The sequence below is a fragment of the Peribacillus sp. NPDC058002 genome (assembly GCF_042886655.1).
Classification (GTDB): Bacteria; Bacillota; Bacilli; order Bacillales; family DSM-1321; genus Peribacillus; species Peribacillus aracenensis.
This window is the reverse complement of record NZ_JBHVQU010000007.1, coordinates 43,832-65,669: the sequence shown is the minus strand read 5'-3', so window position 1 is coordinate 65,669 and position 21,838 is coordinate 43,832. Positions and strand designations below refer to the sequence as shown.

The window sequence follows — 21,838 nt, the reverse complement described above, 5'->3', positions numbered from 1 at the left end:
GACACTATATAGTCCCGCTCCAACCGTTCCGCCACGAGAAACTGCTTTGGTTCGTGCGGTAAAAAGACGCTGCCAAATATCCTGGCCAACAACTACCCCTAGAGTAAATAGTAGGAAATATTGAAAAATTGTCTCTCCGCCAATGTTTCCTAGCTCGAAATGTGATGCAGGGAGACCTTCTTTTAGCGAGCCCCACCCTCCTGCCTTAGAGATGCTCATCGGAAGCATGATAAAGAAAATACCGATCGTCATGATGACGAATTGCACGACATCAGTCATGGTGACTGACCACATACCTCCTAATATTGTATAAAATAAAACGATCCCACCCCCGACTATCATGGAAACCGTTAAATTCCAGCCAGCCAAAACATGTAAAATCGTCCCCATCCCAATCACTTGCGTTACAGTCAGCATGAATGTATAGATAACAGAGACAAGGGCACTGATCAATCTTGTTTGAGAGTTGTAGCGCTTCTCAAGCATTTCACTGATCGTCAATACTTTTAAATTGAATATCTTATTGGTTAAAAACAACCCGATAGCGATAATGCCGAGCCCGATCATCACCACTAGCCAAATACCGGATATCCCAAACTGATAACCTAACTTTGCTGTTCCTAGAGTAGAAGCCCCCCCTAATATCACAGCAGCTAAACAGGATAAATACATAAAATGACCAAGATTACGTCCTGCCACAATGAAATCATCTGCCGTTTTTGCCCGTTTGGATCCGATTACTCCCACAATGATTAAAACAGAAAAATATAGAATCATGATCGATATATCCAAAATATGCATTTACACATCTCCTTTTTGGGCTTGTTATGTTCTATCGCTTTGTAAAGAGGGAAGGAAGGGATTACACCGATACCTTCCTTCTTTCCAGTAAAAATGAGGAATTACTTGTTAAGCTGGGTTTCCAACTCTTCGGCTCTCTCTTTTTTCTCCAGTTTCCCTTTTTTTGCGAGAGCGATGAGTGTGATGAATTCATAGACAATATTAGCGGCTGCGGCAGCCGTGATTTGTCCGTGATCGTATGATGGTAAAACCTCAACAAGATCGAATCCAACAAAATCTATATTCGTCAATCCTCTCACTAAGGCTAAAGCATCATCAATGCTGGCTCCGGAAACTTCAGGGGTACCCGTTCCTGGAGCATAGACCGGATCTAAGAAATCAATGTCAAAGGATAGAAACACCGGACCGTCCGCAACACGCTCATGAATGACCCTTAGCATCTTTTCGACCCCGATACGTTTATAATCGTTTGTCGTATAAACGCCCAAACCTAAATCCCGGGCATCCTGAAGATCTTCCGGCCCATACAGACCGCCCCTCATACCAATTTGAAGAGATCGTGATACATCGATGAGACCCTCTTCTATCGCGCGGCGAAAAACGGTTCCGTGATTATACTTTTGATCAAAATAACTATCCCAAGTATCAGAGTGAGCATCGAATTGAAGCAGGGCAACTGGACCATGTTTTTTTACGATCGCACGTAACTCCCCTAGCGTAATGGAATGATCGCCCCCCAATGAAATGGGAATGATCCCTTTTTCAATGACGGGGGTAAGCTCTTCTTCGATCTTTTTATATGTTTCAGAAATATACCCCGGAATGATCGGAATATCCCCATAATCAATTCCGGATATATAGTCAAAAATATTAATATCTTGTTCTGGATTAAAAGGACGTAAAAGGATTGAAAAATCGCGTATGGCTTCTGGTCCGAATCTCGCACCCGTTCTAAATGATTGTCCGGAATCAAAAGGAATTCCCGTAATGACAAAATCCATATGCTCATCTACCCGTTCAACAAATGGGAGCCGCATAAACGTACGCACTCCACAAAAACGGGGTGATTTGAATGAGTCTTTCGGTTGATACTTCATCATGTAACATCCTCCTAAATTCTAAATCTGCTATTATTATTTTTCACTCCACTGCAATGGCAGTTGCCATACAAACTTCCATTTTTTTAAATGGCTGTTTTCGCATACTTTGTTGCTATTCACCAAGTAATGCGGTGCGGGGCGGTGTGGTTGATTTCCCCTCCAATGCTCGCTTTCCGCGGGGCGGGCGGTGAGCCTCCTCGGCGTGAACGCCTGTGGGGTCTCACCTGTCCCGCTGCTCCCGCAGGAGTCTCGCACTTCCGCTCCAATCAACCTTAAATCGTTTCGTTTTAAAAACAACATCCTTTACGAAAAGAGCCTTTCAAATAGAATGGACATATATAACACCTTGTTTGAAAATTCTCTTCTTACCTTTTACTAAGCAAGATTCAGGCCAACTATTTCGCTGCGGTATATAAGGCTTTTCGTTATTTTATTTCATCAAATGATTAAAAACTTAATCATTTTCTTGTTTTTTGATTTAATTTTTGATTATTTAGACTATTTGATTTATATTTTAATTAAACAGCATCCCAAAACCGAAAGGAGCGGAATGTATGTACGATGATATGCTGGAGGAAGAACTAAATAAGATTATTGAAACATCGAATAATAACATTCTCATTACCGATCAAGACGGAATCATTTTATATTCCAACCCAAAGCTTTGGGAGATTTATGGTATGGAAAGTGACTCTTATATCGGTACCTCCGTCTATCAATTAGTAAGCGAGGGCCTTCTCACACCTTCCATCAATGCGATTGTTTTAAAAGAAAAGAAAGCGATGAGGATCATGCAGGAAACGAGAACGGGTCATGTTGTCATGTCGACTGGCTATCCCATTTTTAATAAGGACGGACTTCTCGTCAGGGCAATCAGCTATGGTCAGGATCAAACCGAGATTCTGCAATTGCAGGATCAATTTGAACAATTACAACGAAAAATAAAAGGCTATCAAACCGAAGTCGAGGATTTAAGAGAAAAGGAATTGGATTACCATTATTTGATTGCTAGAAGTAATGAAACCAAGCATATTTTAAAAACGATCCATAATGTTGCAAAAACCGATGCCACGATTCTCTTATTAGGACCTTCCGGGGTAGGGAAAAGCACTTTTGCCCGTGCAGTTCATGACCAAAGCAACAGAAAGAAAGAACCTTTTATCGAAGTGAATTGCAGTACGATACCTGAAAGCTTGTTTGAATCGGAAATATTCGGCTATGAGCCGGGATCATTTACAGGGGCAAATAAACAAGGGAGGCAAGGCCTGATTGAGCAGGCTGACAGCGGAACCCTTTTCTTGGATGAAATCGGGGAACTCCCACTTGCCATGCAAGCTAAATTACTGAAAGTATTACAGGAAAAAAAGATAAAGCGCATCGGTGGAAAAAAAGAAAGCCATATTAACTTCCGCCTGGTTGCAGCAACTAATCAAGACTTGAAGGAGATGGTAAGTCAAGGTAAGTTTAGATTGGACTTATTTTATCGTTTGAATGTGATTCCCATCCAGATTCCGGCATTACATGAACGTAAAGAAGATATCCCTCTCTTAATTCAGCATCACTTACAGAAAACCAGTGATAAATACCAGAAATTCAAAAAAATCCATCCATCGACGTATGAAGTTTTGACTCATTATCATTGGCCCGGAAATATACGGGAATTAGAAAACTTGATTGAACGGTTAATCCTGACCATCGAAGAACCAATTATATTTCCGGAACACCTTCCGCAATCCATCACAGGGCAAATTGAACAGCCTGAAGACTCCACCTTCCTTGCAATCGAACAGGATTGTGAAGAGAATTTCGATTTAAAGAAGACTCTGGAAAGGGTTGAAAGGCAACTGATTGCAAAAGCATGGAAAAAATGCAGAACCACATACGAGATGGCAGAACATTTGGGCATCAGCCAGCCAACAGTCATCTATAAATTAAAGAAATACAAACAGTATTTGTAATTTCATCTGGACTGAAATCCACTGAAAGTGAAATCTTTGATCCGAAAATAAGGCCAATTAAAAAGCCCTAAACATTCAATTAAAAAAATCCACATTCAAGATGAATGGGATTCACAAACATCGTTTACGTTTCCAAATTATTAAGGTAAAGCTTACATTAATTAAACGAATGATGTCATTGAAGCTCCTGCAACACCAGTTAGCGATAATTCACAGGAACGGTAAACACAGTGTTGGCTCCTTTCACTGTATAACTGGAAACCGGTTGCCCCCACCGGTTTCACCTGTTATCCCTATCGACCCTGTTGCTCCCGTTGTTGTTCCCCCGCTTTATTGACTCAATAATTCATACTGTGAAAAACCCTCCTGATATGTTTTCCCCACAAATGTGGTTTTTTCACATCTTAGGTTGCAGGCAAAAAGGCTCCCATAAAAAGAACCTTTTATTACTAACATAGCAATCTTAACAAACATTTTTATACATTCAAGCTTTTTTCCAATTAGGAACCGCAAGATTCGCGGATGATCAACTCATCTTCCAAAACGAATTTTTTCTTTTCAATGGTTTCGCCTTTCATTAAGGTCAACTTAATATATTTTTTGATTATCAAGCCAATATAAGGATCGTCGTCAAATGAAATCGTTTGCATTTCTTTCAGTTCCACCTGAAGGAAAAGGTAAACGCCTATACTGGCGCACGAATCGTAATCGGAATCTGCTGGGACCGGTTTGGTTTCAGATAAACTAACCACTACTTTAAAGACATCTTAATGGTATTTTTAAATACTAATATTTCTAAACTTAGTTGACTTTATCTTAGGAATCCTAGCCATCCTTAGATTTAACCCCCTTATAAGTTCATAAATATCAACATACTAAACGACCTTCCTTCTTCCCACTCTTCAATTTTCCATCAAAGTCAACCTTCTAAAAAAATATTTTACTATATCAACAGAATAGGAATAACCTAAACCTATTTTGAGATGATTCCATCGACAAAAAGAGGCACCCATTAAGGGAGCCTGAATTTTAGTGAAGGTAAGCTATTGTATGTGAACGGCACCCATTCCGCATCCCTATACGACGCGATAGTTGAGAGATGGGATATTCCACCCAGTAACTTAACTTTTCTAATGTACGGAATTCAAAAAAAGGCTAGTAAGTTATTCCACTGCCTTTTTAATAGCCTTCACTTCATATAATGATCCTTCCGAACTGACGATATATTCAGGCTTTGGTTTCCCAAGGTTTGCTTTATGGCCTTCGATATGGGCTTCACTCTTTTCCCACAGCTTCCAATGTGCCTCCGACTCCAAATTGATCATGATGATGACCTCTTCATCGCCGCGTCGCACTTTTTTCACCATCACACTTAAATCGATGAACCCATCCTGCCTTTCAATGATTCCTTCCCCACTGAACCGTTTTACTACTTGGTCTGCATTTCCTTCTTTTACTACCATTTTCCTCATCTGAACGAACATTATGAACAACTCCAATCGATATGCTAATAATGAAACATTTTAGTCGATAACGATTCTCATTGTCCATTATTGTACCTTTGACTATGGGCCTCCGAACTCTAAATCCCAAAAACAAAATAAAAAATGAATCAGGAAGTCATGCAGTTCTTCCTGACCCGTTTTTTATTGCCATTCACCTTTTATCTTTAAGACTTTTGGGAACATAGTCATTCAGTTTGTTAAATAAAGAAGTAATGTAGGAGCTGAGTTCAAATCGATCCTCCTGAACAAATTCGATTAACGACACTCCATCCTTTTTCATATCTTTTCCCCCTTTTAGTCATTATCCCGGTGTATGAACATTTCAGCCACTAATACCCGTGTATTCTGCCATTAGTTCACTTACATCTACTCTCCATCGTTTTCTTTATTTGATTATACAAGAAAGCGCTTACAATGTAAAATGTTATAAATACTATAGATTGCTATTTAATTAGAATGTTCCAGTTATATAAAGCTTCATCTACATCATATTTAAATGATTGAGCCATGCTGGCTTTTAGGTGCACTTTCAATATCATTACTACTTGTCTTTTTCACAGTGTATGAAATTTCATGAAATTCCCTTCAATATTTCAGTTAAACGAAGGAACTCTTCCTTATCTCGATTTCTTAATGAGTCATCGATTTCTTTTTCGATTTGTGCTCTCTGGTAATCACTTAGGGCCTTTTTTAAAACCATTTCAGCCATCTCTTCAGGTTCAAGCGATGTTCCTGGCAATTGCTTCTCCATACGAAACCAACTCCTTAACCTTTTTTCTATTATACTAAATAACTTGGAGATTATTATTATTTCTTGAAATCTTATCCTTTCCACTTTTTTCATTTCCTTATCCACATGATTTCCACTTTGCCACTCTTCTATACATGAAAAATTCTAAATGTTTTGAGTTTAATTCTCCTCCTTAGTTAAAACTTTTTCATTTTATCCGGGAAGTTCAAATCATTATTTCCATTACTTTAGAATGAATTATATTCCAATACAGGTGGTGAGAGCTAAGTTATTCGCTTCATTTTTTCAGAAAAATCAGAAATATGTTGACCAGCATGGATAACCTCTCTAAAATAATCTAAATAATCCAGTTTTTTACTTATATTCCTTAAGCATCATTTTTGTTCATTTCAGCTTTATTTATTGCTGTAAACAATTTTGATGAAATACTACGCATTAAAGGAGCATTTCCATGAAAAAAAGTCGAGTTCTTTTCGCTAGTTTAGCTGGTTCCGTTATTGAATGGTATGATTTCTATTTATACGGGACAGCAACAGGCCTAGTTTTTACAACTCTATTCTTTCCCAATCATGATCCTGCGATTTCACTTCTTCTCGCCTTTGTCACTTTCGGGGCTGGTTACGCTGCCCGTCCAATCGGAAGTATCCTATTCGGCCATATGGGTGATCGCATCGGAAGGAAGGCAGCACTCATGTTCACCCTTATTGGTATGGGAGGGAGTTCAATGCTTATCGGTGTTCTGCCCACTTATGCCCAGGTTGGGTTGGCCGCCCCCGTCATCTTGGTGGTGCTGAGGTTGATTCAAGGAATTTCCTTGGGTGGTGAATGGGGCGGCGCCATCTTATTGGCAACGGAATCTGCTCCAAAGGGTGTCCGTGGGTTATATGGATCCATTCCCCAACTAGGGGTCCCCATCGGTTTGGTTGCCGGTTCATTCAGCCTAACACTTATCAGTTCCTTGACAACCGATGCCCAATTTTTAGCTTGGGGTTGGCGGATTCCATTTCTTTTAAGCGGTGTACTGATCGCATTGGCAATCTGGGTAAGGAGTGGCATTGAAGAAACGCCGGAGTTCCAGCAACAGAAAGATAGCGGTGATCTTGCGAAAGTTCCCATTATTGAAACGTTGAAACACGATTGGAGAAGTGTGCTCCAAGTGATCGGACTAAAAATCGGGGACGGGTTCTTCAATGTATTCATCATGTCCTATGTTCTCGTCTTTACTACACTGTATTTTGGTTATTCCCAAGATTCAGCCCTTACCGGTTTAACGATTGGCTGCGCTACAATGCTAATTACCATTCCTGTCATTGGTTACATTTCAGATTTCATTAATCGAAAAATCATCTATTTTGGGGGCCTGATTCTCCTTTTCGTCTTGGCCATCCCATATTTCACATTGATTGGGCGTGGGGTCGGCTGGTTCTACATTATGCAGGCAGTTGTACTAGGCGTCATCTGGGGAGCCATTTTTTCGACACAAGGGACATTATTCTCGGAGCTCTTTCCAGCCAAGGTCCGTTATACTGGATTATCTGTCGGTTATCAGGTCGCGGCAGCCATTGCAGGTTTCGGTCCGCTCATCTGGACTGCCATGGCGGAATCATATGGCCCATCCCCTTTGGTTTTTGGCGGATTCATGATGGCAGGTCTCGCAATTTCCCTGGCGCTTTGTATATTATCACCGCATTTCAGCAAAAGGATTGAAAAGGATCAGGCACTCGAGCAACATGAGCTGGATTTGAACTGATACTAAAATCTCTGGCATGAGTAATACAGAGGCTGCAAGTCCTATCACTCGGACGAGCGGCCTCTGTTTTTTTTAGAAAGCATATACCTCGTTATACTTCCTTGCTTCCTACAATCTCCAAAAGATTAGTGAGCGTCCGGATTTCATAGGTGGGCTTGATTCCGAGATTATTATCCTTTTGATGGGGATTGTACCAGCATGTATCCATTCCATAATTCAAACCGCCCTGTATATCTGATGTCAAGGAGTCCCCCACCATCAACACTTTCGATTTATCCGTGGTCTTTAACTTGGAAAATGCATAATCAAAAATCCCCCTATCAGGCTTCTGAAACCCAGCCTCTTGGGAAATTATCAAAGTCTCAAAGGTATTGCAAAGGGGTGACCCCCCGATTCTTGCTGTCTGCACTGTCGTGAAGCCATTTGTTATAATAGCCAGCCGGCATCCCCCAAGCTTCTCGCAAACCTCTAAAGCCCCAGGCAGAAGCTGTATTTCCTTTCCCAAATGTCCAAGGTACGCACGGCTGAACGCATCCGCATCGATATCAAGCCCATGCTTCAGGAACAATCGCTTGAACCTCTCCACTCCCAGATTTGGTAAATCAATAAGACCTTGTTCCAGGTCCCTCCATAATACCTGACTGATTTCTTGGTAGCATCCTGCATAGTCCTCCGCCCCTGTGGGCAAACCGAACTCCAAGAAGACTTCATGCAGTGCCTTTTTTTCCGATATTCCAAAGTCTAGCAATGTATCATCAACATCAAATAAGATAATCTCGTATTTCATCGCTGCCTCCATAATCATTTTAGTCCAACTTAACACATTTCCTTTAATTACGTATTAATTATGCAAATTCATGGAAAATATATACTGAAAGCTTGGAAAACTACAAAAAGGATAGCTTCAAAGGCTATCCTTTTTGTATGGTTCTTTATAGAAGATACACCCCAGTTCTTTATCGATAGTCATAGAAGGTAAGGCGAATAGGACGGTTTCTAATATACCACGCTTCCTTTGATCAAGAAGTGATTATACGTTTAACCGGACCTTCCTCCTGAATCATTTGTTGGTCTTTTCTTTTGAAAGCACTGACAGCCAGCATGACGATAAGGTTAAATGTAATGGCGACGATCCCTATATCAAGATCCTGGATGAAATGTGGTGCCTTCGGTAATAAAGTGGCCATTGTTGCCTCTGCCAGAGTAAAGTAGGCGACCAACACCACCCCTAAAATCATTCCTGCAGAGGCCCCAGCTTTACTTACCGGATTTCTCTTAAGTAAGCTGAATACTAAAGGAGGGAAAAGTTGCAGGACAAAACTGTAAGCCATGGTCAGTAACGCAATCATCGTATTACCTCCATAGAATGTAAAGATTAAGGAGACCAATGATACGATTGGAACAAATATACGGGTTAGTTTGGCTAGCTGTTCATTCGATGTGTCAGGCTTAACGGCTTTATAAATATTCTTTGATAAAATCGTGGCTGCCGTCAAAATTAACATCGAGCATGGTACAAGGGCGGCAAGCATGCCTGCTGCTCCGACAACGCCAACAATCCATGGCGGGAAAGCATCTTTCGCGATTTTAAATAAGGCAAGGTCCGTATCTCCGCCTTGTAGGTTCGGTACCTGCAAAACCGCCGTAAAACCGATGAAAAGAATGAAAACCAGAATGATTTGATACAGAGGTAAAATGGCAGAGTTTTTCCTGAGAGCCGATTCGTTCTGGGAAGATAAACTCGCTCCAAAGCAATGCGGCCACATATATTGGCCCAATGCGATGGTCAGGCAAAGGGAAATATACCAAGAGATGCTAAACCCTTCATCCGGAAGCAATAAGAATCCCGGTTTTGTTGCTTCTAGAGTTTCGAACATTGGTTGTATTCCACCGAAGTAATGTATTGGCAAATATATGCCCAAAAACACAATTACGACAAGAATGAGGATATCTTTCAATACTGCCGTCCAAGCCGAACCGTGAATACCTGAAACATATACAAAAACAGTTACGCAGAGCATTCCGATCCAAACAGCAACCGTTGGGGGAATCAACCCATATGATGCTTCGGAAACGATGATTTGAAAGCCTTTTAATTGTAATACGATATAGGGAATCATTGATAGGACCCCAATAACAGCAACCAGAAGTCCCAATGGCTTACTATTATACTTTTTTGTGAAAAAGTCAGATTGCGTCAGGACATTATGTTTTTTCGCATAGCGCCAAATAGGGGGTAAAATCCAGAAAGGAACGATGTAAGTAAGAGCGCAAAATATATAGATAGTGGGACCGCCCATACGGTATGCCGCTCCGCTGGCGCCAAGAAACACAAAAGTCGAAAACATCTCTCCTGCCATCAGAACGAACATGATTAAAGAACCGAAGTTCCTCCCCCCGACTGCCCACTGGTCAAGCTTCATTTCGCGCCCCTTTTTTGCGCGGATACCTAAATAAAAAGCCAAAACAAGAGTCATGATGATGATTAATATGGAACTGTTCATTTATTCTCCCCCTGTCTATCACAGATCACACTGCTAATATAAAGGCAGACGGATGTCAAAATAAGCCAGGCAGTGGACCAAAAGATAATGAAAGGCAAACCGAATATATATGGCTCCACACGGTTAATCACAGATAATGAGCCAATCGCGGGTATGACGCTGAGCAACACAATGATTTTCTTCAAATTGAAGTCCCCCTCTTAATAAATCTGTTAATGAAGCGAATGTGAAGGCGCTAAAAGAAATGGGTTATGCACCTTGTTCCTTAACCACCACAATGGCAGTAGCTTCACTACTAACCTCAAAAAAGAAACAATATTACAAATTTTCAAACTGCTATTATCATTTTCTCTCTAATTAATGTTGCAGGTCGGATTCCAGTGTAATCACTTTTTACTGGCTTACATATAGCATAAGAGACAAAATTATGCATCATCTGTTATGTCATTTCCTTATGCCTGGAATCTATTATAATGGATGAACTTATCCCCCCTTCCATTTATTATTTGCAAGAGTTATGCCAATCGCATTTATTCATAACCATTCACCCTATAACTCTATTAATACTAGTGATTTAGGAATCCCAATGACCTTACAATTTTTTAAAAAAATTATTGATCATCTGATTCCTGAGTTTTAATCACCTCACCTGAACTGTTTTTAACTCATTAAACAGGTGACAATGTTGAAAACCAAACGTAAGGAAGTCTCCTCCCTGTATTTATAATCGTTTTTCACTTGTAGGAATAATCGGCAATAGAATGTGGGAAGGAAATTCCCTGCTATGATAAATCGTTTGTCTGGCCGTTTTTGTTTCACTGCTTTCAATCATTGATGTCCCTGTATTCGGGTTGGGGGCATATTGAGGGAAACTGCTTGATGATATTTCAAGCAGGATTCGATGACCTGGAAGAAAGACATTGCTTGTAGCCCACAAGTTAATTTCGTATTCAACGATTTCCCCATTCAGTTCTTTTTCAGCTCGATGGCCGTTCCGGTATTTTGCGTTGACGATTCCCTCAGTTAAAATAACCGCTGTGCCATCCGGTGATTCATCCACAAGCTTTGCAGTAAAATCAGTATCCGATGCGTCAGTTGATGCAAACAACTTCACTTTAACCGGACCTGTTACTTCAAGTGCTTCTTTCATAGGCCGAGAAGTATAAACAAGCACGTCGTTCCGCTTTTCGATTTCGCTCTGATCATACGGCCCCATTGTAAGTGGGCCGGAAAAAAGTATAGCTCCACCCTTTGTCGGTACAGGGTTTTGGGGATCATATATATATGAATCCTTCTTTTCGCACTCCTGCTCATTTCTGCTTAAGCTCCCATCACCTGTTTTCGTATTCGCATTTCCATTACTGTGCAAATAATAACTCGTATATTCAGTCCGTTCAAGCGGCCATTCCATTTCATCACGCCATACATTAATCCCCATCACAAATATTTTTACGGGTGGTTCCTTCTCAATACCATTATCGATGCCTTTTAGCCAATGATTAAACCAGCGAATATGTAGGGTGGTAATATCTTCTTCAAGGTTAATCCAATCCCCAGACGCATGCACTCCAAAAGAGCGTTCACCCTGGATCGAGGAAAAAAGGCCATGGCTCCATGGACCAACAATTAGTTTTTGAGTATTGCTTAGTTGACCATTCACTTTGTTCATTTCCACGTAATTTTCCAGAGTGGGGCCGATAAAACAATCATACCAACCGCCCAAATGAAAAGCAGGCAGCTGTATGCTATCAAATTTCCCAGTAATACTTGAGTTCTGCCAATAAGTTTCGTCTTCGATTGGGTGATTCAAATGTTCAAAGAAAAAGTTATCTTCGTCCAGAACCTTTAATGGCGGCCAATCATTAATAGGTGCATATGCATACAATTCCTCAATATTGTTGAGAGAGTCAGCAAGCATTCGAAATGCTGAAGTCATTTCCTTATTTTTTTCATACTTCCGCTTCAGCAAATCAGGTACAATCGATTCCAATGTCCACGTTTCAAAAAGGCCGAGAGCAAAAGCCCCATTACGATAAACCGTTCCATTTCTTTGGTCATTCAGCGTCATTGCTGGAAAAATGGCGATTAAGTGTGGAGGTTTTTTTTCCGCTGCAAGCAGCTGCGTATATCCATAATATGACAGTCCAAACATGCCCACTTTCCCCGTAGAATACGAGAGTGAAGCCGCCCATTCCACTGTGTCGTATCCATCATCTGCTTCCTGGCTGAATGGCTGAAATTCTCCTTCTGACTGAAATCGTCCTCTCACATCCTGAATGATGACGACGAACCCATTTTCAACAAGACGATTGGTGTCCAAATAACGATGGGAATAAAGCGGTAAGTCCTTACTGTACGGAAGCCTGGTCAATAACACCGGAAAATGCCCAGTCAAATTAGGTCTGTATACATCCGCATAAAGTACGGTGCCGTCCCTCATTGTGCATGGCACATTTTTTTCGACAACTATTTCAACTTTTTTCATCATGACCGCTCCTCTTTGCTATACCATTGTTTTGAGTTACTTTCGACTTTGTATTAATGATCCCCATCCTGTGTTCCTTTCGTAAAACAAAGAGACCAAGTGCTTTTCTTTCCAAGCCTTGGCCTCTTCCTTTTTTATAAACGATTGGCTTAACACTTGGATGCATCATTATATTTCAATGACCATTCAATTTATTTTGAATGATCCTTTATCAATTCACGTCAGACCTTGGATAAAATGATTGACTCGATGATTTCCGCTACCCGGTCCCCCACTTCGGAAGTGGATGCCGTGCCATTCATATCGGGCGTGAGCACCTGGGCTTCCAGCAACAGTTGCTCAATCGCTTCAAGCACAATCTTACCATGTGATTCATAGCCAAAAAAGTCGAGCATTTGGCTTGCTGACCAAATGGAAGCAAGCGGATTTCCGATACCCCTGCCGGCAATGTCAGGAGCTGAGCCGTGAATTGGTTCGAACATCGATGGAAATTCCCTTTCAGGATTAATGTTGGCACCGGCAGCAAGTCCGATTCCTCCAGCAAGCGCTGCTCCTAAGTCTGTTAAAATATCACCGAACAGGTTCGAAGTGACAACGACCTCAAAGCGCTTCGGGTCTTTGATCATCAGCATTGCCGCTGCGTCGACAAGATATGAAGCCGTTTCGACTCCGGGATATTCCCTGCTGACCTCTTCGAATACTTGATCCCAGAAAACCATCGAATAATTCAAGGCGTTGGCTTTAGAAATGCTCGTGAGCGATCTGCCTTCTTTTTTCGCGGTTTCAAAAGCATATCGGATGATCCTTTCCGTCCCTTTACGGGAAAACACACCGTTTTGCAGAACAACTTCATGTTCCTGCCCTTTAAACAGCCAATCTCCTGCGCCTGAATATTCACCTTCACTGTTTTCGCGGATGAACAGCATATCAATATCTTCACGTTTCACATCAACGAGAGGCAAGTGTGCCCCTTTTAATAATGTCACGGGCCGGATATTGACATACTGATCAAAACTTTTACGAATTTTCAATAATAGCTCCCATAGGGAAATATGGTCTGGAACGCCCGGAAACCCGACCGCACCCAAATAAATCGCGTCAAACGATTTCAGCTTTTCTATCCCATCATCATCCATCATTCTACCATTTTCGGCATAAAATTCGCAGCCCCATGGGAAGTATGTGAAATCCAATTGAAAACCTGAATCCAGTTCAGCCACTTTTTTTAATACTTTTATGCCTTCATTAATCACTTCAGGGCCAATGCCATCTCCTGCGATGACCGCAATTTTGAATTGTTTCATAAATGATCTCCTCAATTTTCAGTCTTGGTTCCAAACGACCAATTTCATTTCGGTCATTTCTTCCACAGCGTATTTAATGCCTTCACGGCCAGTCCCGCTTTCTTTGACTCCGCCGTATGGCATTTGATCGACACGATAGGTCGGCACATCATTGATGATCACACCGCCTACATGCAATTCCCGTGATGCGTACAATGCGTTTTTCACATTGTTTGTGTATATCCCGGCCTGCAAGCCAAAGCGGGAATCATTCACTTGATCAATCGCTTCCTTCACTGAACCCACTTTATTTACAATGACAACCGGAGCAAATGCTTCCTGGCATGAGACTTTTAGCGTATGATCTGCATCTGTAATGATTGTCGGTTCAAGAATGTCACCTTGCAATTTCCCCCCTGCAGCGATCGTTGCCCTACTGCCTTTGGTTTCCTCAATCCAGCCCAATACACGGGCCGCTTCCCCTTTTGAGATTAAGGCGGATATATACGTATCCGGATCCAATGGATCGCCAATTCTAAGTTTTTTGGCCGCTGCAGTGAATTTTTCGACAAACTCTTCATACACTTCTTCATGTGCATATACACGTTGCAATGAAATACAGACCTGCCCCTGATTGGAGAAGGCACCCATGATGCAGCGATCGATAATTTTATCGATATCTATATCTTTATCAATGATTAAGGCCGAGTTCGAGCCAAGTTCAAGTGTGGTCTTTTTCAGACCCGCTTTGTTGCGGATTCCGATTCCAACGCTTGGGCTGCCTGTGAATGTGATCATGCTTACCCGATCGTTTTCTACAATCGCTTCTCCGACAGTGCCGCCCGGTCCTGTCACTACATTTAATACGCCAGCCGGCAGACCTGCTTTTTCAAAAATTTCTGCGATGAAAAGTGCGGACAGCGGAGTTTGCGAAGCAGGCTTCAAAACAATGGTGTTCCCTGCAGCTATTGCCGGTCCGACTTTATGCGCCACTAAATTCATCGGGAAGTTAAATGGAGTGATGGCACCAATGACCCCGATCGGTTCTCTTAACGTGTAACCAATTCGGCCAACACCGCCTATGGCTGCATCAAAAGGAATTGTTTCACCGTGAATCCTTTTAGCCTCTTCAGCCGAGAACTTATACGTTTCGATGGTCCTTCCAACTTCCGCTTTTGCGAACATGATCGGTTTGGCTGATTCACGGGAAATGATTTCTGCCGCTTCTTCCGCATTCTCCATTAATAACGCGACAGCCTTCTCCAATATATCCGCCCTTTGATATGCTGGCATTTTTGCCATGACTTCGCGCGCATTGTAGGCTGCTGCAATCGCCTTTTCGGTCAGCTCTTTATCCGCCATGGCAATTTGGGCGATTTCTTCCCCGGAGAAAGGGGAAAATAGCGGGGCATAGCTTTCCGTTTCGACTTTTTCGCCATTGATCATCAAATATTGTTTCATCGATTTAAATTGATTCGCTAATTTACTCATTTAGGGCCTCCAATACCATTTCATGAAATTGAACAATTGCTTTTTCCGAAGAAGAATATCTACCTTTGTTAAAGGCACGGGAGCGGAAACCTATTTGTTCCAGCTCTACAAGTTCCACATCTTCTTGACGGACTTGTTCGGCAAACGTAACAAGATCTTTCTCTTCCTGAGTCAAATTCTCATCGCGGAAATAATATGTGTAAACAGCCAAAGTCGTTTCGTGATCAATCGGAACCATTTGAATGGTTGCCATATTTCCAGGACCTGGATAAATGGTCAACATCAAGTTAGGCCACAGCCAGAAAAAGGATCCTCCTTGCATTTCAGCCTTATTTAAATCTACCGTTCCGTAATTTTTATCCGGTTTAACAATCGAACCTTGCAGTGAATAGTTATCACAAGTAATGATTTGGTAATCATCCATATCAAGTGCTGCAACAAAGCTTGGATGTGCTACATGGCAATGGTCACATTCTAAATAGTTATCTATGAACGCTTTCCAGTTTGCTTTGATCACCCTCGTTTTTTGGCTTGTTCTTTTTAACTCACTTAAAAACGGGTATTTACTTAAACGGTCAAAGAAATCGCCGTAAGATTCACTAAGCGGTTTCGCGTTATCATCCAAGTTTACAAAAATTAAAGATTCCAAGATTTCCATGCGAACGGAGCGTAAACAGGCATCTTGTACACAGGCTTCATCTTCTCCTTTAAAATTCGGAGCTTTGTTCAATTTCCCATCCAATTTGAATGTCCAACCATGATAACTGCATTGTAAAATTTTCTTCTTGCCTGATTCACTTTTTTCAAGCTTAGTGGCACGATGCGGACATACGTTATAAAAAGCGCGGATCACCTCATCCTGGCCGCGGTTCACTATGATCGGCTCATTGGCTACCTCTGTCGTAAAGAATGATCCCACTTTTTCCAATTGGCTGACATGACCCACAAGCTGCCAAGATTTAGAGAATACTAGATCGATTTCCTTTTCGAGAACTTTCGGATCCGTGTATTTGTCATATGTCAATGTTCTTTCAAATGTACGATTTGTTACATTTTCCACCTTGTTATAAGCCATCATTTATTTCCCCCTAAAAAGTGATTACTAGCATCCCTGCTATACTAGCTATTAAAAATTGATATTTCTTAATTGATCCGAACTTCCGATTCAGCTGACTGACACCGGTATATTGGCGAAAGGTTCCGTCGCCAACTTAATCGAATCTGTCGGACAACCATCAAAGGCATCTTCCAAGTCTTCCTCCAGATTTTCGGATACTTCGGTTATTCCTGTGTTGGCATCCAGGATTGAAAAGGCGATTCCTTCATCGTTATAATCGAAAATCTCCGGTGCAGTCGCTCCACATGCCCCGCAAGCGATACATGTCTCCTGGTCAACTACTGTGTATTTAGCCATGTGGTTTCCCTCCCTCCATTTACATGATTAAACGGACGTTGTGCTTTTCTCTTTTCCTCCCATTGTGCTCGTGCTGTGCAGCGGCTGAATTTTCGCACTCGGGTCGATATGAACTTTTGCATTACTCACTGCTGTAGGCGCTTCACCGAACCCGCTAGCAATCAGCTTCACCTTGCCTTCATACGTGCAAATATCTCCTGCTGCGTATATGCCTTTGATATTCGTTTCCATTTTAGAATTGACAACAATGGAATTGTTTTGAATTTCAAGACCCCAATCCTTAATTGGCCCTATTGATGATACGAATCCATAATTGACGAGAACGTCATCGACTTCCAATTCAAGCGGTTTTCCACTCTTCGCATCCGTCACAATCACTTTTTCTATATGTTCATCTCCGATCAATTCGGATGGGAGATAAGGAGTCAAGACCTCAACCTTGGATTGTTTCAAACGCTCTACACTATGTTCATGGGCACGAAATTTATCCCTGCGGTGAATGAGTGTCACTTTTTCGGCTATCGGTTCAAGCATTAGCGCCCAGTCGACCGCCGAATCACCGCCACCGAACACAACCACTTTCTTATCAGCGAATTGGCTCATATTCTGGACGAAATAATGAAGGTTGGCATTTTCAAATCTTTCTTCGCCTTCCATTTTTAGTTTCCGAGGCTGGAATGCCCCGTTTCCAGCAGTTATGATTATCGCTTTCGTGTAATGTGTTTCTTCGGATGTCGTAATGGCAAACATCCCATCCGAAGTACGAACAATGGTCTCTACAGATTGATTAAGACAAATATCCGCTTTGAATTGACCCATTTGCTCCAGTAATCGATCGATTAGCTCCTGGGCCTGGATTTTCGGGAAACCTGCAATATCATAAATGTATTTTTCAGGGTACAAAGCAGATAGCTGCCCTCCCAATTGAGGCAGACTTTCAATGATTTTCACTGAAGCTTGGCGCATCCCCGCATAAAAGGCTGTGAATAAACCAACCGGTCCTCCCCCGATAATAGTTATGTCAGATACTTCATACTTTTCTTCCAAATTCATTCCCCCTAGATGTCTTCCTTGAATAAGATAAATCCGCTTACTAGAAGTCCGCTATGCTCAGATGTCGATTCATGCAATAATATGACATGCAAACGTAGCACTTCGTCAATTTCACCAATTGATAATTTTATATAATGCAATATGTGTGCCAACCTCCGGAAACACACTAAATAAACAAAATATTTAGAATTCAAATTGAAAACGCTATCATACCGAGTTATAATTAACTCGAAATTGATGAAACCTTAATCAAAATTCACTCATTCCCTTTTGAAAAGAGGATTACCCTATGAAAAGTACGGATTCTACTGACAGTGTCGAGATGACGCTCCAAACTTTATTAAAAATTCTTGATCATTCCTCAGATGAGATTTTCGTCCTTGACGGCGAAAAGCGGATTCTTTACGTCAACAAGGCATGTGAGCGCCATTATGGTCTGAAACCTACTGATGTCATTGGCAAATATAATGTGGACTTATTTGAAAAAGGGTACTGGAAACCCTCCATCGTGCCTGAGGTATTTAAAAGGAAAAAACCTTGCTACATAAAACAACAAACGTATATCGGGGCTGAATTGATGACATCAGCAATACCAATTTTAAATGATGCGGGGGAAATTGAACTGGTCGTCACTACATCCACAGAAACCCAAACATATAAAATGTTAAAAGCAAATGAAGCAAGTGGTGAGTCAAAAATCACTCATGACGAAGATGAAACGGGGAGATTCATTACTAATAGCGGTAAAATCAACCGCATCCTCACTTTTTGTGAAAAGGTAGCGCCGACTGATTCCACGATTTTAATCCAAGGGGAATCTGGAACGGGAAAAGGAGTGCTTGCCCATTTCATCCACAGGATCAGTAAACGGAAAAGCAAACCTTTTCTGACAATCAACTGTGCAGCCATCCCGGAGGAACTGCTCGAATCCGAACTATTCGGCTATTCAAAAGGTGCATTTACCGGTGCAAACAAAACTGGAAAACGCGGATTGATTGAATCCGCAGACGGTGGCACTGTCTTTCTTGATGAAATTGGGGAAATCCCGCTCGCTCTGCAGGCAAAGCTTCTCCAAGTAATCCAGGACAAACAATTTATTCCCGTCGGCGGCAGTGAAATGAAAAAAGTCGACATCCGCATCGTCGCAGCAACAAACCAGAACTTAATAGAAATGGTCAATGATAAAAGATTCCGTGAAGATTTATTTTACCGTTTGAATGTGATTGATATTCAACTGCCTCCATTGCGAGAACGAAAAGAAGATATCATTCCCCTTACGTACAATTTTTTAAATAAGTTCAATGAAAGATATCACGAAAATAAAGTCATTTCGGAAGAATGCTTGAATCTATTAATTCATTATTCATGGCCCGGCAATGTACGCCAGCTCGAAAACTTGATTGAAAGGTTGGTCTTAATAAGTGACTCCGTTATTTTAATGTCCGACTTGCCAGAAATGATAACCGAGAACGTTGAACAGGTCACACAGATTGATCTCCCCACTACTCTCGATAAAGCACTTGATGAAACGAAACGGATATTGATCAGAAAATCTTACCAAACATATAAATCATCAAGGAAAGTCGCGAAGGACCTCTCCATCAGCCAAACGAAAGCCTCAGCATTGATCCGGGAGTACTGTGAGGACTTAATGAATAAATAGGCACCATGAAAATGACAATGTTTGTCCACCCTTAAACAAGTCCATTTACCCCCACCCGAAAAATGCTGGTTATTCGTTGCTAGTGATCGATGGTGAAGGGTAAACACTTATATTCCCAATTCATATGAGCTTCCATTTGTAAATCGCGACCTCTTCTTGTTAAAATCACTTAGCTATTAAAATCAGGCACGAACAGTAAATAAGAGACTTCCCCTTTGCGGGCAAGTCTCTTATTTTTAAGAAGATCCTACTATTTTTTCGCCTCTCGGCTTTGTACTATTTGCATCTGGTTCTCTTGTGATGCCAATATGATTGAAATTATCATTAATGGACAGTTTGTATGTCAATGATCCTGTGCCGGATTCATCAGGCTTGAAAGTTCCTGCGTTTGTCCGTTTTCCATCTTTCAGCAACCACACCTGATACACCTCGGACTTTTGAAGGCTAGGCAAATTCTGAATCTGAACGATTAACCTTCTATCTTCTCCTTGCTGCAAAATGTATGCAGCACCGTCCGTATTCATATTTACAGCGGTCTTATCGGCTGGCTGCAAAGATAGCGACGTTTTAACCTCCATTGGCAGATCGATAGCTGCAAGTTCTTTTTTCAGTTGAATATTGGAATATAACAGCCCAAACGCCAAAACCAGTGCGATCAGTAAGAGACCTGAAGTGACTGGTGTAAACTGCTTAAAGAAAAAACCACTCCAATTCTTTTCCCTTCTCACCGGAGCTTCAACATCAGTCTCAAAGACAAAATTCATAACCTCTGATTTCAGGGAAGAAGAAGGTTCTATTTCTTCGAAATCCCATTTCAATGAATTCCAGGCTTCCGTCATTTGTTCATACTCCCTAGTGCATTCAGAGCATTGCATTAAGTGTTCCATGAATGCTTTTTTTTCTTTTTCTCCCAGTTCACCAGATAAAAATGAAAGCAGGTTAGTGCACTCTGTATCCATTTACAAACCACCTACTTCCAAATACTTTTTCAACAATTTAAGCGACTGATGAAGTCTGCTCTTAATGGTACCAACCGGTTCATTTTCAATTTTGGCAATTTCCGTTAACGAGTACCCTTTCCAATACAGTAAATCAATCAGCCTTTTTTGCGGCTTGCTTAACTTACTCTTTGCATTGGCAATTTCACTGTGTAATAGCCCATTTTCTATATCATTATTAGGATCTTCTATGTCTATTGGATGACTCATGTCCATTTGTTTGTTATTCCGGATATGAACGCTGTCTTTACGGACATAATCCACACACACATTTCGTGTAACGGTCAAAAGCCAGCTTACAAAGTGCCCCTTTTCGGAATTGTAACTGCTTTTTGTGGTCCAGAGCTTTAAAAAGACCAACTGCACAATCTCCTTCGTTTTTTCAGCATTTCCATTTGTGAACTTAAAAATATAACCATTGATTAATTTAATATGCCGGTCATAAAGTTCTTCCAGAGCAGGACGATGCTTTTTCATTACTAGTGCCATCAATTCCTTATCAAGTTTTTCTTTCAATCGCACCTGCAACTCCTCACAAGTAAATTTTTGAAAAAAACGTATAACAGGAACGACCATCACTGATCGTCCCTTTTTTCTTATTTTGGAAAAATCGTCTTGTTATTTACAATATACCAAACTTTTTTCACACCTTCGCCATTGACATCTCCCGCTGCCTTATCATTCACAAAATAGTAGAGTGGAAATCCTTTGTAGGTTACCTGCTCTTCCCCCGTATCTTCCCTTTTAATGGTTCCAAAGTCTTTTTCCTCAAATCCTTTAGGAACAGCAAAATCCCTTTCCATGAATGGCGGCCATTTTTTGAGACAATCACCCATGCAATTGCTTTTTCCTGATTTATCATTCTTGAAAAAATAAAGTGTCATTCCCTTGGAATCAGCGAGGTATTCGTCTGTTGTTTCACTTTCCAACAATTTTAGGGTTACCGCTTTTTCATCGGCAGTCCCACTAACCACTTGATCATTTTTGGGTGAATCATCAGCTTCATTTCCACATGCCGCCAAAACTAGGACCATCATAAAAACTGAAAATACCATCCACTTTTTCATATACTCTCACTCCTC

Annotated in this window: 21 protein-coding genes; 3 read left to right on the top strand and 18 right to left on the bottom strand. The window is 41.2% G+C overall.

Features of this window, described 5'->3' with window-relative positions; translation table 11 throughout:
- Both ACFVSH_RS03145 and speB read right to left on the bottom strand, forming a co-directional pair.
- A partial coding sequence (locus ACFVSH_RS03145; protein WP_483878298.1) for a sodium:solute symporter family transporter occupies window positions 1-801 on the bottom strand: 801 nt, incomplete at its 3' end.
- A gap of 101 nt (window positions 802-902) precedes the next feature.
- Entirely contained in the window at window positions 903-1,901 is a 999-nt protein-coding gene (speB, locus tag ACFVSH_RS03140; protein WP_387704840.1) for an agmatinase, read from the bottom strand.
- Between the two features lie 554 nt (window positions 1,902-2,455).
- On the opposite strand from speB, the gene ACFVSH_RS03135 reads away from it, so the two are divergent.
- Window positions 2,456-3,859: a sigma-54 interaction domain-containing protein gene (locus ACFVSH_RS03135; protein ID WP_387704838.1), complete on the top strand. Its 1,404-nt coding sequence runs from the start codon at window positions 2,456-2,458 to the stop codon at window positions 3,857-3,859.
- Window positions 3,860-4,359: 500 nt separating this feature from the next.
- Here the strand turns inward: ACFVSH_RS03135 and ACFVSH_RS03130 are convergent, their stop codons facing one another.
- The 4 genes from ACFVSH_RS03130 to ACFVSH_RS03115 all read right to left on the bottom strand — a co-directional run bounded on the left by ACFVSH_RS03130 (window position 4,360) and on the right by ACFVSH_RS03115 (window position 6,220).
- Window positions 4,360-4,611, bottom strand: a complete 252-nt coding sequence (locus tag ACFVSH_RS03130; RefSeq protein ID WP_387704836.1) for a hypothetical protein — start codon at window positions 4,609-4,611, stop codon at window positions 4,360-4,362.
- A gap of 411 nt (window positions 4,612-5,022) precedes the next feature.
- Window positions 5,023-5,343 (bottom strand): antibiotic biosynthesis monooxygenase, encoded by a 321-nt coding sequence (locus ACFVSH_RS03125; protein WP_387597007.1) that lies wholly within the window; start codon window positions 5,341-5,343, stop codon window positions 5,023-5,025.
- Between the two features lie 172 nt (window positions 5,344-5,515).
- Window positions 5,516-5,644 carry a hypothetical protein gene (locus tag ACFVSH_RS03120; RefSeq protein WP_260287369.1) on the bottom strand — a complete coding sequence of 43 codons (129 nt, stop codon included), beginning with the start codon at window positions 5,642-5,644 and terminating at the stop codon, window positions 5,516-5,518.
- A 291-nt stretch (window positions 5,645-5,935) separates the two neighbouring features.
- On the bottom strand, window positions 5,936-6,220 hold the full coding sequence (locus ACFVSH_RS03115) for an IDEAL domain-containing protein (RefSeq protein ID WP_387704834.1): 285 nt from the start codon (window positions 6,218-6,220) through the stop codon (window positions 5,936-5,938).
- Window positions 6,221-6,566: 346 nt separating this feature from the next.
- Between ACFVSH_RS03115 and ACFVSH_RS03110 the strand changes: the two genes are divergently transcribed.
- On the top strand, window positions 6,567-7,865 hold the full coding sequence (locus ACFVSH_RS03110) for an MFS transporter (RefSeq protein ID WP_387704832.1): 1,299 nt from the start codon (window positions 6,567-6,569) through the stop codon (window positions 7,863-7,865).
- Window positions 7,866-7,956: 91 nt separating this feature from the next.
- On the opposite strand, the gene ACFVSH_RS03105 is transcribed toward ACFVSH_RS03110, so the two are convergent.
- The 9 genes from ACFVSH_RS03105 to ACFVSH_RS03065 all read right to left on the bottom strand — a co-directional run bounded on the left by ACFVSH_RS03105 (window position 7,957) and on the right by ACFVSH_RS03065 (window position 18,089).
- On the bottom strand, window positions 7,957-8,652 hold the full coding sequence (locus ACFVSH_RS03105; protein WP_387704830.1) for a YjjG family noncanonical pyrimidine nucleotidase: 696 nt from the start codon (window positions 8,650-8,652) through the stop codon (window positions 7,957-7,959).
- A 232-nt stretch (window positions 8,653-8,884) separates the two neighbouring features.
- Window positions 8,885-10,369 carry a sodium:solute symporter family protein gene (locus ACFVSH_RS03100; protein ID WP_387597020.1) on the bottom strand — a complete coding sequence of 495 codons (1,485 nt, stop codon included), beginning with the start codon at window positions 10,367-10,369 and terminating at the stop codon, window positions 8,885-8,887.
- Complete coding sequence (locus ACFVSH_RS03095; protein WP_387704846.1) at window positions 10,366-10,539, bottom strand: DUF3311 domain-containing protein; 174 nt, start codon at window positions 10,537-10,539, stop codon at window positions 10,366-10,368. Before ACFVSH_RS03095 ends, ACFVSH_RS03100 begins: the two co-directional genes overlap by 4 nt.
- 551 nt (window positions 10,540-11,090) lie before the next feature.
- Window positions 11,091-12,857, bottom strand: coding sequence for a CocE/NonD family hydrolase (locus tag ACFVSH_RS03090; RefSeq protein ID WP_387704828.1), 1,767 nt, complete (start codon window positions 12,855-12,857; stop codon window positions 11,091-11,093).
- Between the two features lie 218 nt (window positions 12,858-13,075).
- Window positions 13,076-14,158: a tartrate dehydrogenase gene (locus ACFVSH_RS03085; RefSeq protein WP_387597028.1), complete on the bottom strand. Its 1,083-nt coding sequence runs from the start codon at window positions 14,156-14,158 to the stop codon at window positions 13,076-13,078.
- A gap of 18 nt (window positions 14,159-14,176) precedes the next feature.
- Window positions 14,177-15,628, bottom strand: coding sequence for an aldehyde dehydrogenase family protein (locus ACFVSH_RS03080; protein WP_387597031.1), 1,452 nt, complete (start codon window positions 15,626-15,628; stop codon window positions 14,177-14,179).
- Entirely contained in the window at window positions 15,621-16,703 is a 1,083-nt protein-coding gene (locus tag ACFVSH_RS03075; protein WP_192208154.1) for an aromatic ring-hydroxylating oxygenase subunit alpha, read from the bottom strand. Before ACFVSH_RS03075 ends, ACFVSH_RS03080 begins: the two co-directional genes overlap by 8 nt.
- A gap of 90 nt (window positions 16,704-16,793) precedes the next feature.
- Window positions 16,794-17,042 carry a ferredoxin gene (locus ACFVSH_RS03070; protein ID WP_387704826.1) on the bottom strand — a complete coding sequence of 83 codons (249 nt, stop codon included), beginning with the start codon at window positions 17,040-17,042 and terminating at the stop codon, window positions 16,794-16,796.
- A gap of 27 nt (window positions 17,043-17,069) precedes the next feature.
- Entirely contained in the window at window positions 17,070-18,089 is a 1,020-nt protein-coding gene (locus ACFVSH_RS03065; protein WP_387704824.1) for an NAD(P)/FAD-dependent oxidoreductase, read from the bottom strand.
- Between the two features lie 295 nt (window positions 18,090-18,384).
- Here ACFVSH_RS03065 and ACFVSH_RS03060 point away from each other — a divergent pair, with 295 nt between their 5' ends.
- Window positions 18,385-19,758, top strand: a complete 1,374-nt coding sequence (locus ACFVSH_RS03060) for a sigma-54 interaction domain-containing protein (protein ID WP_192207941.1) — start codon at window positions 18,385-18,387, stop codon at window positions 19,756-19,758.
- 236 nt (window positions 19,759-19,994) lie between these two features.
- Here ACFVSH_RS03060 and ACFVSH_RS03055 read toward each other — a convergent pair whose 3' ends face one another.
- From ACFVSH_RS03055 to ACFVSH_RS03045, 3 genes are all read right to left on the bottom strand, one after another.
- Window positions 19,995-20,717, bottom strand: coding sequence for an anti-sigma factor domain-containing protein (locus ACFVSH_RS03055; protein WP_387597040.1), 723 nt, complete (start codon window positions 20,715-20,717; stop codon window positions 19,995-19,997).
- Window positions 20,718-21,272, bottom strand: a complete 555-nt coding sequence (locus ACFVSH_RS03050) for an RNA polymerase sigma factor (RefSeq protein ID WP_387704822.1) — start codon at window positions 21,270-21,272, stop codon at window positions 20,718-20,720.
- A gap of 80 nt (window positions 21,273-21,352) precedes the next feature.
- Window positions 21,353-21,823, bottom strand: coding sequence for a COG4315 family predicted lipoprotein (locus ACFVSH_RS03045; protein WP_387704820.1), 471 nt, complete (start codon window positions 21,821-21,823; stop codon window positions 21,353-21,355).
- Window positions 21,824-21,838: the final 15 nt, after the last annotated feature.

What these genes read in the sequence shown, in the direction of transcription:
- ACFVSH_RS03045 (WP_387704820.1), bottom strand. Translation starts at nt 21,823, where the DNA reads ATGAAAAAGTGGATGGTATTTTCAGTTTTTATGATGGTCCTAGTTTTG.
- ACFVSH_RS03135 (WP_387704838.1), top strand. Translation starts at nt 2,456, where the DNA reads ATGTACGATGATATGCTGGAGGAAGAACTAAATAAGATTATTGAAACA.
- ACFVSH_RS03100 (WP_387597020.1), bottom strand. Translation starts at nt 10,369, where the DNA reads ATGAACAGTTCCATATTAATCATCATCATGACTCTTGTTTTGGCTTTT.
- ACFVSH_RS03075 (WP_192208154.1), bottom strand. Translation starts at nt 16,703, where the DNA reads ATGGCTTATAACAAGGTGGAAAATGTAACAAATCGTACATTTGAAAGA.
- ACFVSH_RS03125 (WP_387597007.1), bottom strand. Translation starts at nt 5,343, where the DNA reads ATGTTCGTTCAGATGAGGAAAATGGTAGTAAAAGAAGGAAATGCAGAC.
- ACFVSH_RS03070 (WP_387704826.1), bottom strand. Translation starts at nt 17,042, where the DNA reads ATGGCTAAATACACAGTAGTTGACCAGGAGACATGTATCGCTTGCGGG.
- ACFVSH_RS03105 (WP_387704830.1), bottom strand. Translation starts at nt 8,652, where the DNA reads ATGAAATACGAGATTATCTTATTTGATGTTGATGATACATTGCTAGAC.
- ACFVSH_RS03090 (WP_387704828.1), bottom strand. Translation starts at nt 12,857, where the DNA reads ATGATGAAAAAAGTTGAAATAGTTGTCGAAAAAAATGTGCCATGCACA.
- ACFVSH_RS03055 (WP_387597040.1), bottom strand. Translation starts at nt 20,717, where the DNA reads ATGGATACAGAGTGCACTAACCTGCTTTCATTTTTATCTGGTGAACTG.
- ACFVSH_RS03110 (WP_387704832.1), top strand. Translation starts at nt 6,567, where the DNA reads ATGAAAAAAAGTCGAGTTCTTTTCGCTAGTTTAGCTGGTTCCGTTATT.
- ACFVSH_RS03060 (WP_192207941.1), top strand. Translation starts at nt 18,385, where the DNA reads ATGAAAAGTACGGATTCTACTGACAGTGTCGAGATGACGCTCCAAACT.
- ACFVSH_RS03085 (WP_387597028.1), bottom strand. Translation starts at nt 14,158, where the DNA reads ATGAAACAATTCAAAATTGCGGTCATCGCAGGAGATGGCATTGGCCCT.
- ACFVSH_RS03080 (WP_387597031.1), bottom strand. Translation starts at nt 15,628, where the DNA reads ATGAGTAAATTAGCGAATCAATTTAAATCGATGAAACAATATTTGATG.
- ACFVSH_RS03120 (WP_260287369.1), bottom strand. Translation starts at nt 5,644, where the DNA reads ATGAAAAAGGATGGAGTGTCGTTAATCGAATTTGTTCAGGAGGATCGA.
- speB (WP_387704840.1), bottom strand. Translation starts at nt 1,901, where the DNA reads ATGATGAAGTATCAACCGAAAGACTCATTCAAATCACCCCGTTTTTGT.